Source organism: Kitasatospora sp. NPDC004272 (genome assembly GCF_053603035.1).
This window is the reverse complement of the sequence record NZ_JBSGET010000083.1, coordinates 24019-37713: the sequence shown is the minus strand read 5'-3', so window position 1 is coordinate 37713 and position 13695 is coordinate 24019. Positions and strand designations below refer to the sequence as shown.

Here is a 13695-nt window from a genome sequence, read left to right as displayed (position 1 = left end):
AGGGTCTTTCCCGCCGAACCTCGTGGACGTGGCAAGCAGCCCGATCCGACTGATCGCACTCACCCCGGCGAACCTTCTCGGTCAGAGCACTAGCGACGGCTGGCCGCACACCTCGCACCGCGGGCGTTCTGCCAAGAACGTGGCCTTCGCCTCGGGTGACATCCGGCGGTAGTCCACACTCGCCTCCAGTGACGGAATCTGACTTTCCGTCGCCACGGTGACAGGCGGCACCGACGGGTCTCACCCGTTCGGCGCAGTGGCCAACTGGTACGAAATATCCATTTCCTAGTCACATGTCAGATCTGTCAGCATATAGACATGCATGATGCAGTGCCGCCCCAGCGCGGCCCATCCGCCCCCGTCGCCTTCCACTTCAACGCCCGGGCCGTCGCGGCAGAGTTCCTGCGGCGCATCGACGAGCTCAAGCAGGACCCGGTCCCGCCGAGGCCCGATCAGCACCTCGTCGCCCGCGTGCTCCTCGAGGCTTGGGCAGTCAAGGAGCCCAAGGGTGGGCGGCGTTCCCTGCGCCCGTTCCGGATCGGCGACAAGGGCTCGATCCACCAGCTCAGCCTGCGCCCCGCCAAGCGGGCCGGATTTCGTACGGACTGGGTCGTGTTCGGCTCCGGCTCCCTCGAGCGGCTGTGGGAGAAGACTGAGTACAAGGTCAACGCGATCAGGAAGGCGGTCGCGGATGGCACGCTGTTTGACCACCCCGACTTGGTGGAGGCCCTCAAGGACCTGGTCGCGTTGCACCACGTCCGGAACAACCGCCAGCACCGGCAGTTCCGGGACTGGCTCCAGGACAACCGGCCGGCCTTGGACCACGCGTTCACCGACCTCGGGCACACTGGCGAGCTGCCCGACGATGACCAGCTGTTCAGGGTCGCCGCGGAGCAGCTGTTCGAGTTCACCAGGAACTGGGTGAGGACCGGCTCGGTCTCGATCTTCGTGCCCGAGCAGGCCAACGCCGAGTTCCTCATCAGCGACGTGCCCACCGTCACCGTCCAGCACTCGCACCAGCCCGGCACCCCTGATCGGTTCGGCGTCGACCTCGTCGATGCCCACTGCCTGTTCCTGCCGATCGGCCCGCGACACGTCGCCGCGATCGGCAGCGAGACCGGCTACCAGGCAGTTCCCACGGCGACTGTCCGCGGACAGAACAGCAAGCAGATCGACCTGTGCTACGAGATGGTCTTCACCCGCGAAGGCGGCCCGCTCCAGCAGTCCATGAGCAAGCACCACCAGCCTGGCCGGTTCTGACGATCGACGCCACCAGCCAGCCCGTTCCCCGGCCCGGCCGCCATCTCGGCGGCCGGGCCGGTTTGCTTCTACGACCGCGTCGACCACGCCGCCGTGCTGGCCGGCACCGGCTTCGGGGCGCAGCGCAGCGAGCAGTACTGCGGCGGGTAGTTGGTCGGGTGGGGCCCCGGTGTCGGCTTGGCCCCGCAGGTAGGACAGGCGTCGGTGGCCCGCCGGATCCGCGCGGCTTCTGCTTCGGCGACCTTCCGAAGACGCAGGCGTTCGCGGTCGATCGCGTAGCGAAGCCGCATCTCCAGTGTGTCGTCGCTGCTCCACTCCGCAGCGCTGTCCGGGTCGTCGAAGCCGGAGCTGATGAGGTTCGTGATCACCTGTCCGGACCCGGCATAGGCAACGGCGGCCTGCACCAGGAGGTCGGCGCCGGGCCCGCCGCCGCAGCGCTCCGGCTCGTAGTCGGCTTCCTGCCTGGTCGTGTAGCCGAGCTGGTCGGCCATCTGGAGCAGCTCGGGCAGGCTGCGCTGGCGCACGTGCTCGTCGCACCAGGGGATGTCGTCCCCGAAGGGCCGCCGGAGGCAGGCCAGTTGGCGGCAGCACTCGTTGAGCAGCTCCTGGGTCAGGCACAGGTCGAAGCGTCGGCCCTCGGTGGCCACCACCACCCGGTGGTCCGGGTCCGAACTCTCCACCCGGCACCTGGTGTCCAGGCCGAGTTGGGCCAGCTGGCCGGCGAGCTCCAGGACGGTGCCGTGGGGAACGTCGACGCCCAGCAGCTTCGAGAAGAACGCCTTCGGCGGCTCCCAGGACGGCTCGTAGCTGTCGGGGATGGCCTTGAACCAGGCCGGGACGGTCACGGGGGCGGAGGTGCACTCCGCCAGCAGCTCGCCGAGCGAGAAGTCCTCCCCGACCTGCCGGTGCCGGGCGGCGTCCTCGCGGGAAAGGACTGTGTAGCGGCGGCCGGTGTGCTGCTGGCGGGCGCGAACGGCCTGCTTGCGCTTGCGGTCCTGGGTCATGACACGCTTCCTTCCACGGCACGCCCACGCCCGCGCCGCAGCAAGGCGGTCAGGATCAACAAGTGCAGGTTCTGCCGCGCGAGTCCGTGACCCTTGTCCAGGTCCGGGGCGTGGGAGCTGTCCGGCCGGGAGTCCGGCAGGCGCGCCTGCCGCGGCCACAACATAGCGCATCCGTAAGTCCCCGGGCTCCACAAGGCCGGCCGCGGCAGGTTGACCCGAGGAACGACGGCACCACCCTCGACCGCGCCGACGGGGAAGACTGCGGCGGGTGGGACGCCAGGCGGCCGGGGCGTACGGGCCGGCCGCCCGGGGGCTTCACCATGCTGGGCCCGGCCGCGGGGGTGTACATGCCGGGCAGCGTGGAGCAGGCGCAGCCGCGCGCCCTGGTCGGGGCGTTCGACGGTTCCAACGAGCGGGCGGTCGATCGGCAACGGCAGCGCTCGCGACCGGGTCGGAACCGCGTCCGCCGGCTTGCCGGGCGGCTGGAACGGAGGCGGCCCCGGCTCCCGACCCGGCGGGGGTACGGGTCGGGAGCCGGGGCCGGTCGGCCGGGCGCTGCTCCACCGGCCGCAGTACCCCGGCAGGTGTGTGGGAGTCCTACCGGGGCGGGTTCGTGAGGGGAGGTCAGTTCCAGCCGCTGTCGCGGGCGAAGCCGCCCCAATGGATATCGGCGGGCACCGTCAGCCGCCCCAGTTGGTGTCCGGCACCAGGAAACCCCAGCAGGCGTCCGAAGCCGGGACGGCGCCGCCCCAGGTGCTGTCGGTCAGCCCGCCCCAACTGCTGTCGTCGTGCGGCACAGCAGTGCTCCTCCCCGTGGTGCCGATGGGTTGTGTGCAGGCGACCGTAGACCCGATTCCGCCCGCTGTCACCACTTCGACCGCATTTCCCGCAGCGGATCGTTCTCGCCGAACACCGCCGAGCACCTGCCGTCCCGGCTGCCCGAACTCCGGCCCCCTCTACAGCCGGTAGGGCACCAGCAGCTCGGCCTCCTGGCCGACCCCGTCCGGCAGCACCGGCAGCGGCCACGTCGCCTCCGGCGCCCAGGCGGGCCAGCCGGTGGCGAACAGTCCCGCGCGGTCGTCGAACATCCGGAGGGCGCGGCCGCACGCGGCGTCGACCTGGCGGGCGAGGAAGTCGTCGACCACGCCGAGGCGGCGCAGCCGGCCGTACTCCTCGCGGTCCTTCCAGAGGTGGCCCGAGAGGTCGGGGGTGACGACCAGGTCGAGGGCTAGGTCCATGGTGTCGATCCCGCCCGGGCGGCGGCGGTACGGCATCTCGAAGTTGACGTACCAGCTGATCGGGTCGCCGCTGTCGGCGTCCTGGAAGCAGTGGAGGGAGAACCACTCCCCCGCCAGGTAGTGGGAGAGGACCGCGGTGCGCTCCCAGCGGTGGGGGCCGAGCGTCCAGGTACCGGCGGCGAGGTGGTCCAGGCCCTGCTCCCGGACGGCGTCGCTGCCGGTGCGCAGGGACTCGATCCAGGTCGTCGGGGCGAGGCTCTCGATGCCGGGCCAGCAGGCCAGGGTCAGCACGTGCCCGGTGTCGGCGACCACCCGGTGCGGCTTCGCCGTCCACACCCGCCCCGCGTGGACGTCGCGTCGCACCACGGTGGTACCGGGTTCGAATCGTGCGGCGCTCTGGTTGGTGTTCGTCTCGGTGTGCGTCACGACCGGGATGTTCCCCGGCTTCGTCGTGGGGAGTCGCCTCGAAGGAGTGATCGTCGATTCGGTCTCGCCCGCCTGCCGTGAGCCGGGTTCGAAAGAGCAGCAGTCTTCACTCATGTTCTCCGGCGATGTCATTGCCCGGATGAAGTTGCTTTGGAAGATCCGCTTGTTAAGCTGCAGGGCTTGTTAGTTGTTCCAACCTTCTGCAACTAACGTCCGGGATCGTTAGTTCTTCTCAGGTTCCACTGTTACAGTGGCTTCTGCGGAGCTACCGAATCGTTTTGCACATGTTCTGATGCTTCGTAAATAGCGAGACGGACCACCCCCGCCCGCGAAGCAAGAGTGGCCCGTCTCGTGTCATCACCGCGAAAGCCTGGAACTTGCCTAGTTCCAGGCTTCTCGTGTCTCTGGGGCTACTTAATGAGCAGCTCAACGACCCCGATGGCCATCACCGTGAAGGTGTTGGCCCAGGTCGCCCAGATGAGCGAGGACTCGCGGTGCTCCTTCGGACCGGTGTCCGGCCGGTGTCCGGCGCTCCCGGGTTGGCCGAGTTCGCCAGCGCCTTGGCGGTCGCTGGTCCGTTCGATGGACTCGTCGTCCATAGCGGAGCTCCCTCCTCGTTCCGCGGCTTTCGCCGCTCGGGCCGGAGTTGTGTCCGGACACCTGGCCAGAGTGCCCGGCCCGGTCGAGGAGGTTGATCACAGGATATGGCACTTCTGGCGGCCGACCGGGAATGCTGCGTGGATTCGTGCCGATCGGTGCTGCTCGGTGTCGCGCTGGCCGCGCCGGAAGGACCCGTTTGGAACTGGTTGGGCCCTTTGAACTGGCCTATTTCCCAACCGCGTGATCTCAATCACATTTTGCAGAGGTAGAACTTCTACTCCACCTCTGCAGGCCGTCTCTACGGCCGCGGAGATGCCCGGGTTGATCGCTGCTACACCGTCTCGTCGGGCTTGTAGTACCGGTGGTCAGCGAGCTTCTCGCCTCTGCGGGCGGTACCTACGCAGGTGGCGAACAACCTCCACCCGTCGCGGCAGTCGACCGTCACCCCGTACCGGAACCCCGGCGGGACGGGCCGGGTGCTGTAGCGCTCGGCGCGGACGAAGGTGTCCTTCTCCGAACTGGCGGCCAGCGCGGACAGCAGGGCCTGCTCGATCTCGGCGACCTGGGCCTTCCCGTCGCCGGGCAGATCGGGTGCCGGCTGCTCGGCCAGGTGCTCGCCGTCGGCAGCGGCCGGGGCGGTGTTGGACGCGCCGGTGACGGTCCAGTAGACGGTGCCGGCGTCCTTCGCGGTGACCGCGAGGCCGTACGGGCGGGCGGGCCAGGGCTCGGCCGCCTCGATGCCGGGCACCGCAGTGGGCAAGAGGCTGATCAGGGCATTCTGCAGCTCGGAGGGGGTCACGTCCGGAGGGTATCCGCGGGCCGTCCGGGGCGCGGCTGGCGGGGTCCGTGTCCGAGCCGGGTTCACCGGAGCGGCCCTCGGCCACCAACTCGCGGGCCCCGTCGGAGTGGGCCGGACGGATGGGAGAGGATCGGGGCGGTGCGCGCCGCTCCCCATTGCCTGCGGCGCGCACCGCCTTTTGCCGCTCCGGAGGTGGTAAGAGCAGGGTTCAGGCCCGCTGGGCGGGCGTGTGCCGGGCCGTCGACGGGGCGGTGATGTCGGTGTCCGGCTCCAGGAACGGCGAGCGTTCGGCGGGCAGCGGGATCGGGCGCTCGCCAGCCGGGAGAGTCTGGTCGACGACGGGCTCGGAGAAGGCCAGCCCCAGGGGGCGGCGGTCGGGACTCATGGAGACAGTCTGACCTACCGTCGGCGCACTTCCTTCGTCCGTCCCGGCCCTCTGCGGCCTGCCGCCCTCCCCGGTCCCGCCAGTCCGACGCGGCAGGGCGCGGGGCTGGTCCGGGACAGCGGGCGGGGCGGTTCGCTCAGCGGCGGCAGCAACAGCAGCAGTGGGTGCGGCGCCGGGCAGGGCGCACCACAGCCGTGCGGCGGGTCCGGTCGGCTGGCAGGGCCGGGGCTTCGGTGCAGGGCCGGGCCTGCGGCACGGGCGCGGTGGTGGGCGCCGGGCGGATGGCCGCGCGCAGCTGGAGGTAGGCGCGGACGCGGCGGGCACCGCTGAGGCCGGCGCGGGCAAGGTCGACGGCGTCGCGCAGTTGCTGGGCCTGCGGGCCGGTCGGGTCGGCGAGTGCGGCGTGGAGGAACTGGGCGATGGAGTGAGCAAGCGTCACGACGCGGCCCCTTCGGGTGAGGTGTGTCTTCACCCCTTCCGGGGTCTCAGCGCGCAGCGGACAGGACCGCGCCGAGACCTGGTCGAACAGGGGCACCTCTCACCTGAGCACGGCAATTTCAACGTCCGATAATGCCGACCTCCCGCCAGGACGGGGGCGGGGAGGGCGTGCTGAGGCCCTCCTCCCGCCCTTGTTGGTAGGAGCGGCCCTCGGCCGCGGCTACGCCGAGTCGCCCTCCCAGTCCCAGAGGAGCGGGTCGCCGGGGCGCGGCTCGTAGTGGGCGCGGCCGCCGGCGCCGTAGCGGCCCAGCGGCGTGATCAGTGCGGCCCCGCACTCCAGCTCGTCCGGGGCCCAGCCGGTGACGTCCAGCGGGCCGCCCACCAGCTCCCGGTACTCGCGTTCCGGCTCGGGGCCGGTGTCCTCGCCGGGTTCGGCGCCGTAGACCCGGCCGCGCAGCAACTGCTTGTCGTGCTCGTCCATCAGGCCAGCGTGGCACCGCTGGCCGACAGCGCGCGGGAGTTCAGCGCCACTGGTAGCTGGCGTCCGTCATCGGCGCCAGCAGGACCGGTCCGGGGACCGTGGGCGCGGCCTGGGTGGCGGCGGCGTCGACCAGGCGCTCGCCGAGGGCTGGGTAGAGGTGCGCTCCGGCAAGGTCGGCCGGGGGCAGCCAGAGCACTTCGGAGTCGTCCTCGGCGTCCAGCTCGACCAGGGCGACGTCCTCGGCGAGCGGCTTCGACAGGTGGACGACGAAGACGAAGTGGCGGCGGCGGAACAGCCGTGCCTCTCCCCGGCGACGGGTTTCCTGGTGCTGCTCGAACCGCGGCACCAGGCCGACGTCGTCGACGGCCAGGCCGAGTTCCTCACGAAGTTCGCGCCGCAGTGCCGCGGCGGGCTGCTCTCCCTCGGCCACCAGCCCGCCCGGGAGCGTGTGCTGCGCGCCGCCGGGCCGGTGACGGCGGATCACACAGACCCTGCTGCCAGGGTCGACCAGCACCGCGCACACCCGCACCGGCACATCGCCCGCCGCGCCATCCCGGTCGCTCATCACCGTGTTCACCGCCCCGATGATGGCGCAGCCGCAGCGCTCGCGTGCGCGATCGGCTCCAGCAGGCGAACCGAACCGATCCCGGCCACGAGTGGGGAGTCGCGCGGGGTCAGATCGTCTGTGCGGGGTCGCCCAGCCAGGCGTGCCAGCCGTGCGGGGTGACGGTGAGGCCGAGCCGGTCGACGCCGGGCTCGCCCGCCCGGTGCCACCAGGTGAGGGTCTGCTCGAACTCGTTCCAGAGGCGGCGGCCGCCGTACTGGCGGACCTGGTGCTCGTTCTCGCCGTCGCGGAAGGTCGCGGCGGCCCAGGCCGGGACAGTGAGGGAGTAGAGCCACAGGGTGCGGGCGCCGTCCTCGTGCGGCTGGATCGCGTGGACGACATCGCCAAGACGCAGGCCAGCGGCGAGCGGGAACGGGTCGAACTTGCCGTGCGCGGGCAGCGCCGCGGTGGTGGTGGACTCGGCTACGGTGCCGCCGTTCGGCGGGTTCTGGGGCCAGCGCAGGCGCTGGGAGCGCATCTTCATGAACTCGACCGGCTGGAGGAACGGGCCGGACGCGGTGCCATCGCCGGCCACGGTGAGGCGGACCAGGGCGTCGGCGTTGGAGTAGTGGGTGCCGAACGGCGCCAGGATCAACCCGCCGGGCCGGGTCTGCTCGATCCACGCCTGCGGGATCTCGCGCAGCCCGTAGGTCGCGGTGATCCGGTCGTACGGGGCCCCGTCCTTCCAGCCGAGCGCGCCGTCGGCGCAGACGACGGTCGGGCGGTAGCTGGCGGCGTGCAGGGCGGCGCGGGCCCGGGCGGACACGGCGGCGTCGATCTCGACGGTGGTCACGTTCGCGTCGCCGAGCCGGTGGCTCAGCAGGGCGGCGTTCCAGCCGGTGCCGGTGCCCTGCTCCAGCACCCGCATCCCCGGCTCGGCCTGGAGGTCGTCCAGCATCGAGGCGACCAGCGACGGCTGCGATGCCGAGCTGGTCGGCACGGTGCCGGGCTCCACGCCCTGGTGCTCGCCGTCGTCCCACTGCGTGACGATCGGGACGTCCGCGGCGGCCGCCGCCAGCCAGCCGGCCTCGTCGGCGGTCCGGTCGACGGGCCGGCTCTTCCCGGTGGCCATGTCGTGCGCCCAGATGAGGTCCGGCAGGAACAACGAGCGCGGGACGGCGTCGAAGGCCGGCGCCCAGGCGTCGGCCACGGGGAAGGACCGCCCCGGCGCGGGGCGGCCCTCCTGCTCAGGTGCGAGCGTCACCTCCGGTGTCCCCCGTCCCCGGGCGGAGTGCTGCCGTCCGGGGACGGCGGGTCCTGCGGCGGCGTCCACGGAGTGCCCGGGTGCCCGTCGCCCCCGCCACCCCCGTCGCCGCCCGAGCCGCCGTCGACTGCCTCGATGTCCATGCCGAACTCCTTGTCGTCGCTGACGTGATGGTGCCCTCCCGGAACCCGGGAGGAGAAGAGGGTCGGCCCTGGCGCACCGGAGCACGGGTGGCTATGCCGGGGCGGGTGAGCGGGTGCGCAGGTCCGCGTGGACGGTCTTGCCGAGCGGCTCCAGGCTCACGCCCCAGTGCCCGCCGGTGAGGTGGTGGACCAGGGCCATGCCGCGGCCCGACACGGCGGCCAGGCCCGCGTCGATCAGGCAGGGCAGGACACGGGAGCCGTCGCGGACGCTGATCCGCACGCACCGGTCGGTGATCCGCTCGACGGTGACCGTCATCTTCCGCCGGCACCCGGTCTTCGCCGCGTTGCCCACCAGCTCGCTGACAACCAGTTCGCCCGCCTCCACCAGGTCGTCCAGCCCCCAGCCGCGCAGCGTGGTGCGCACCAGGCGCCGGGCCGCCGACGCGGACTGCGGCTCGTACGGCAGCAGCACCCTGGCGAAGCCGACAGCCGCGGGCAGCGACGGGGCCTCAACGGTCATGGTCACCGGGTACCTCGAACCCGCCGGCACTGCCCGGGCGCGGTCGCGGCCGTGGCCGGTGGACAGGGCATGCGGTTCGCGGCCACGGCGGTTCTCCGCTCTCTCGTCGGCGGTGACGGCTGCGCCCACCCGACGGGGGACGGGCGGGCGCAGCGGCTCCGGTACGCCCGCCGGGGATCGGGTGTCCGGTCCGTCACGGCGGGCGACGGTTCGACGGTAGGGAGTGGCTGTTGGCGCGTTCAACGCGATTGCGGGTGATTGCGGGGATTCACCCGAGGGTGTCGATCGCGGTGGTGATGAGGGCGCGGGCGGCTGCGCCGTGGACGGCCAGTTTGGCCAGCTCGGCGAAGGCGCGGTGGTAGTCGGCGAGTTCGCGGGGCTGGGTGACGGTGACCTCGGCGGTCAGCGTCTCGACGCAGGCCTGCTCGTTGTCGAAGAGGTAGAACGCCTCCAGCGGCCAGATCCGGCGCTGCGCGGTGAAGGGGATGATCCCGAGGGAGACCGACGGCAGCGGCATCACCGCCAGGAGGTGGCCGAGCTGGCCGGCCATCGTCTCCGGGTCGCCGATGCGGTAGCGCAGTACCGTCTCCTCGATGAGGATGACGAACCGGTGGCGGCCGTCGTGGAGCAGCCGGCCGCGCTCGGTGCGGGCGGCGACCGCGTCGGCGACGTCGTCCGGGGTGCCCTGGAACTCGGTGATCGAGCGCATCAGGGCGGTGGCGTAGGCAGCGGTCTGGAGGAAGCCCGGGACGACGTTGGAGACGTAGGCCCGGCATACCGCGGTCCGGTGGTGCAGCGTCAGGGACTCCTGCTGCACCTGCCGCATGCCGGTGCGGTGCACGCGGCGCCACTCCAGGTACATCAGCTCCACCGCGCGCAGCGAGGCGATCAGGTCGCCGGCCTGGTCGTCCGCGCCGCACGCGGCGCACCAGGCGCGCAGGTCCTCCTCGGACGGCGCCGACTTCCCGTTGAGGATCCGGGAGGTCTTGGAGGGGTGCCAGCCGCACCGGGCGGACAGCCCCTTGCCGTCGAGCCCGGCGTCCAGCATCAGCTCGCGCAGCCGGGCAGCGAGCGCGGCATGGGCGGCCTGGGCGCTGGAGGAGGGGGAAGCGGGCATGGGCTGTCGGCTCGGTGCGGCGGCTCAGACGGTGTACTGCTCGTGCGGGACGGCCCTCTCCCAGACCGTCTCGAACGCCTCGGCGCACAGCTTGGCCACGGCCGGGTCGTCGCTGACGGTGTCCTCCGGGTCCGCCCAGTCGCCGTCTCCGGTGAAGTGGTTGAACATCACCACCTTGCCGTCGAACAGCCAGAAGTCGCTGCCGGGCAGCGCGATGGTGGAGGCCTGCATCCTGGGCAGCCAGCGGACCTGTTCGCCGGCCGCGATGTTGGTGAAGGTCATCGAGTGCAGGTAGCGGGTGTACTCGCTGACCGGCTCGGAGACGATCCGGGCCCGGCGCACCACTACCCCGCGGGCTACGGTCGCGGCGATTGTGTCCAGCCACGGCCTCCACCACGTCTCCCGGTCCGCGGGGTCGAGTCGGTGCCCGGCCCGCCACTGCTCGATCCGCTCCGCCTCGTCGGCCACGGCGTAGGTGTCGCGCATCTCCAGGTGGACTGCCGAGTGCCGGGCGGAGGCCAGGAGGTCAGAGAAGCCCGTCACGCTCTGCGTCATCGCATGCCTTTCGCAAGATCGGGATCATCCGGGCGGGGATGCACACCACGGCCTCGTGCTCCGGGATGCCGGCCTCGTGGCCCGGCGCCCAGCTTCGGATGCCGATCTCGTCCAACAGGACGTCCTCGCCCTTCACGCCCTGGATCACGATCCGCCGCTCGGCACGGTCTACCCACACCGTCGGCGAGCCCTTGTCTCCCGTTCCGGGGTCGATCCCGATGAAATCTAGCTCCACGACGTCCTCCGTCACCAAACCGGTTGCGAGCACTTGCGGGCCACCGTCCTCTTCTGGGTGACAGGCCGTCAAGGGCGCGCGGACGCAGGAGGCGGCCGAGACGGCGCGCACCAAGTCCGGGCTGCTGCGCCGAGGGCCGACGCCACGTCCCGGGGGACCGGTAGGGGTGGTTTCCGGCGGCGGTGCCCAATCCGGAGAAGGGGTGCCGCTACGCTCTCGGGCATGAGTGAGATGTTGGCGGCCGCCGTCATGCACGTGGTCGCGGTCCTGAACCAGAAGGGCGGCGTCGGGAAGACGACGGACACGATCCACCTCGGCGGCGCGCTCGCCGAGGCCGGCCGTCGGGTCCTGCTGGTCGACCTGGACCCGCAGGGCAACCTGACCACCGCGCTGGGGGTCGCGCGCCTGGAGGGCCCGCTGACGCTGACGACGGCGATGCTGAACGGCTGCTCGGCCGAGCAGGCCCGGTCGCTCGTCCACCAGCACTCCGACAACCTGTACGTGATCCCGAGCTCGCTCGACATGTTCTCGCTGCCGCGCAAGCTCCACGGCGAGCGGGCCGCTCACGAGCGGCTGAGCCGCGTGCTGCGCCACCTGCGCGGCATGTTCGATGTCGTCCTGGTCGACTGCCGGCCCGGGCTGGACGTCGACACCGACGCCGCGCTGTTCGCCGCCGACTCCCTGCTGATCCCGGTGGACGTCGACGAGTTCAGCATCGACGCGCTGGGCCTGCTGCTCGGGCAGATGCAGACCCTGGCGGAGGAGCTGGAGCAGCCGTCGCCGGAGATCATCGGGCTCATCATCAACCGGGTGATGCTGCCCCTGTCGGCGATCAACGCGGCCGTGATGGACCAGCTGCGGAACTCCGGGCCCGAGCCCCTGGCGGAGATCCCCGTGCGGTCGATACTGGCCGAGGCTCGCAACCAGCGCTTGACCATCACGCAGTACGCGCCCAAGAGCGATGTCGCGAACATGTTCCGCGACCTCGCCAAGGCCACGGGACTGGTCGCCTGATGGCCGGCAAGAAGACGTTCACCGTCGCTTCGGTGGACACGACCGTGGCCGCGGGGCTGGGTACCGGGCGCACCGCGAAGACCGGCACCGTCGCCACCCGTGACGCTGTCAGGGTGCCGCACCAGCTCGACCTCGGCGCGCTGGGTGAGACGCGGTCCGAGCGACTGGCCGGCCTTGAGGACATCATCGAGTCCGCCCGACAGGACGCCGCGGAGACGATGAAGGCCGCGAAGGCGCGCTTCGAGCTCCGGGCCGGGATGGCGCTGGAGGCGATCCGGCGTGACGGGCTCTACGAGGAGAAGGGCTTCGCGGACTTCCCGTCGTACGTCAAGGGACGGTGGGGGTACAGCCTCTCCCGCGCCTACCAGCTGATGGACATGGTGCTGGTGGCGAACGCCGTTTCCACAATTGTGGAAACGCCTCTACCCGAGTCGCAGGTCCGGCTGCTGGCCGTCGTCGTCCGTCAGCACGGCGAGGAAGCCGCGCAGCAGGTCCTCGCGAAGGCGAAGGAGGTGCCGGGCAGGATCACGGCGGAGAAGCTGGCCGCCGTCCGCGACAAGCTCAAGTACGCGCCAGCCCCTCGGGGCAGCGCCGCTGCCAAGGGGGCCACCTCCCCCACGGCCGAGCCGGAGGTCATCGACGCCGAGGTGGTGGACGAGCCAGCCGAGGTCCAGCAGGTCCGGGACGGCCTGGCCGCGCTCGCCCGCGCCAACCGACTGCTCACCACGAAGAACCTGTCCGCGGCCGTCGACCACGACGCCACCCTGGCGGCGGAGGTGCTGGCCGGCTACGAGCACGCGGGCGAGGTCCGCCGCCGCCTGCGCCGCCGGATCGACGCCTCTACGACTCCATAGGTCCGGAAACGGAAAAAGGGCCTGTCCTCTGGTCGAGGACAGGCCCTTTCTGCATGTCTAGCCGGGAAGCGGGGCCCGGAAGTGTGTCACCGTGACACAGTTCCGTCCTTCTGCAGGCCGTCGTCGGCCCCGGCCTGCGCGTAGTGGTGGGGTTGGGTGCGGCGCCTGGAATGAACGATTCCAGGCAGTCTCTTCGAGGTCCTACAGCAGGGCGAGCTGGTCTTCGTCCGGCTCGGGTCCGTCCTCGGTGCGGGCGTCGGCGCGGGCCTCCTCGTGCTCCTGGTCGTCTCGCTCGCACACGAGGCGGCCGGTGGGCAGTTCGCCCCAGCCGCGGCTGCCGACCGCGTCGGCGGAGGCCGCCTCGGCGTTGTCGTGGTGGGGGATGAACTCGTCCTCGACCAGGTCGCCGCAGATGCTGCACCGGGCGGTCCAGCACAGCGAGGGAACGGCGATGCCCGCGCCGGAGCGGGCGGCGCCCTCGCGCCGCCAGGCGTAGCCGTAGTTCAGGACCAGGGCGTGGCTGACGGGCTGGATCGGGTGGTCTTCGTCGAGGTCGCAGACCATGACGTTGTGCTCGGCGGCGGCCATGAGGGCGGTGGCGAGGTCGGGCATCTCCAGCAGGAGGCTGTCGGGGCCGGTGAGCCACAGCTCCCATTCGCGGGTCGCCGTGCCGGGGCGCAGTCGCTGGGCGGGGTCGGCGGCGAACAGGCCGCGCCGGACGGCCGGAGTGATGGCGGGGGTGGTCATCTCAGGTGTCTCCTTCGACAGACTCGGCCGGCCCGCAGTGTGCGGGCCGGCCGAGCGGAGGGGATGGAGTT

At 71.6% G+C, this 13695-nt stretch carries 17 protein-coding genes; 3 read left to right on the top strand and 14 right to left on the bottom strand.

What is annotated here, in order from left to right; translation table 11 throughout:
• Nucleotides 1-318 precede the first annotated feature (318 nt).
• Nucleotides 319-1260 carry a DUF4238 domain-containing protein gene (locus ACWEO5_RS24205; protein WP_452164385.1) on the top strand — a complete coding sequence of 314 codons (942 nt, stop codon included), beginning with the start codon at nt 319-321 and terminating at the stop codon, nt 1258-1260.
• Nucleotides 1261-1328: 68 nt separating this feature from the next.
• Here the strand turns inward: ACWEO5_RS24205 and ACWEO5_RS24200 are convergent, their stop codons facing one another.
• From ACWEO5_RS24200 to ACWEO5_RS24140, 13 genes are all read right to left on the bottom strand, one after another.
• Complete coding sequence (locus tag ACWEO5_RS24200; RefSeq protein WP_452164384.1) at nt 1329-2264, bottom strand: hypothetical protein; 936 nt, start codon at nt 2262-2264, stop codon at nt 1329-1331.
• A gap of 956 nt (nt 2265-3220) precedes the next feature.
• On the bottom strand, nt 3221-3928 hold the full coding sequence (locus ACWEO5_RS24195) for a DUF402 domain-containing protein (RefSeq protein ID WP_452164383.1): 708 nt from the start codon (nt 3926-3928) through the stop codon (nt 3221-3223).
• A 410-nt stretch (nt 3929-4338) separates the two neighbouring features.
• Nucleotides 4339-4527, bottom strand: a complete 189-nt coding sequence (locus ACWEO5_RS24190) for a hypothetical protein (protein ID WP_452164382.1) — start codon at nt 4525-4527, stop codon at nt 4339-4341.
• 332 nt (nt 4528-4859) lie between these two features.
• Nucleotides 4860-5327, bottom strand: coding sequence for a hypothetical protein (locus ACWEO5_RS24185; RefSeq protein WP_452164381.1), 468 nt, complete (start codon nt 5325-5327; stop codon nt 4860-4862).
• 208 nt (nt 5328-5535) lie between these two features.
• Entirely contained in the window at nt 5536-5712 is a 177-nt protein-coding gene (locus ACWEO5_RS24180; protein ID WP_452164380.1) for a hypothetical protein, read from the bottom strand.
• Nucleotides 5713-5848: 136 nt separating this feature from the next.
• Entirely contained in the window at nt 5849-6151 is a 303-nt protein-coding gene (locus tag ACWEO5_RS24175) for a hypothetical protein (RefSeq protein ID WP_452164379.1), read from the bottom strand.
• 219 nt (nt 6152-6370) lie between these two features.
• The gene (locus tag ACWEO5_RS24170) at nt 6371-6631 is read right to left on the bottom strand and encodes a hypothetical protein (RefSeq protein WP_452164378.1); all 261 of its coding nucleotides are present in this window, start codon (nt 6629-6631) and stop codon (nt 6371-6373) included.
• A 40-nt stretch (nt 6632-6671) separates the two neighbouring features.
• On the bottom strand, nt 6672-7208 hold the full coding sequence (locus ACWEO5_RS24165; protein WP_452164377.1) for an NUDIX hydrolase: 537 nt from the start codon (nt 7206-7208) through the stop codon (nt 6672-6674).
• 97 nt (nt 7209-7305) lie between these two features.
• Nucleotides 7306-8439 (bottom strand): methyltransferase domain-containing protein, encoded by a 1134-nt coding sequence (locus tag ACWEO5_RS24160; RefSeq protein WP_452164376.1) that lies wholly within the window; start codon nt 8437-8439, stop codon nt 7306-7308.
• 234 nt (nt 8440-8673) lie between these two features.
• Nucleotides 8674-9102 carry an ATP-binding protein gene (locus tag ACWEO5_RS24155; RefSeq protein ID WP_452164375.1) on the bottom strand — a complete coding sequence of 143 codons (429 nt, stop codon included), beginning with the start codon at nt 9100-9102 and terminating at the stop codon, nt 8674-8676.
• Between the two features lie 268 nt (nt 9103-9370).
• Complete coding sequence (locus ACWEO5_RS24150; RefSeq protein ID WP_452164374.1) at nt 9371-10219, bottom strand: helix-turn-helix domain-containing protein; 849 nt, start codon at nt 10217-10219, stop codon at nt 9371-9373.
• A 24-nt stretch (nt 10220-10243) separates the two neighbouring features.
• A complete protein-coding gene (locus ACWEO5_RS24145; protein WP_452164373.1) occupies nt 10244-10774 on the bottom strand; it encodes a DUF6879 family protein in 531 nt (176 codons plus the stop codon).
• Nucleotides 10746-11009: a hypothetical protein gene (locus ACWEO5_RS24140; RefSeq protein WP_452164372.1), complete on the bottom strand. Its 264-nt coding sequence runs from the start codon at nt 11007-11009 to the stop codon at nt 10746-10748. Before ACWEO5_RS24140 ends, ACWEO5_RS24145 begins: the two co-directional genes overlap by 29 nt.
• 222 nt (nt 11010-11231) lie before the next feature.
• On the opposite strand from ACWEO5_RS24140, the gene ACWEO5_RS24135 reads away from it, so the two are divergent.
• Nucleotides 11232-12023, top strand: coding sequence for a ParA family protein (locus tag ACWEO5_RS24135; RefSeq protein WP_452164371.1), 792 nt, complete (start codon nt 11232-11234; stop codon nt 12021-12023).
• A 32-nt stretch (nt 12024-12055) separates the two neighbouring features.
• Nucleotides 12056-12877 (top strand): hypothetical protein, encoded by an 822-nt coding sequence (locus tag ACWEO5_RS24130; RefSeq protein WP_452164370.1) that lies wholly within the window; start codon nt 12056-12058, stop codon nt 12875-12877.
• Between the two features lie 201 nt (nt 12878-13078).
• Here ACWEO5_RS24130 and ACWEO5_RS24125 read toward each other — a convergent pair whose 3' ends face one another.
• Nucleotides 13079-13624, bottom strand: a complete 546-nt coding sequence (locus ACWEO5_RS24125; protein ID WP_452164369.1) for a hypothetical protein — start codon at nt 13622-13624, stop codon at nt 13079-13081.
• Nucleotides 13625-13695 lie beyond the last annotated feature (71 nt).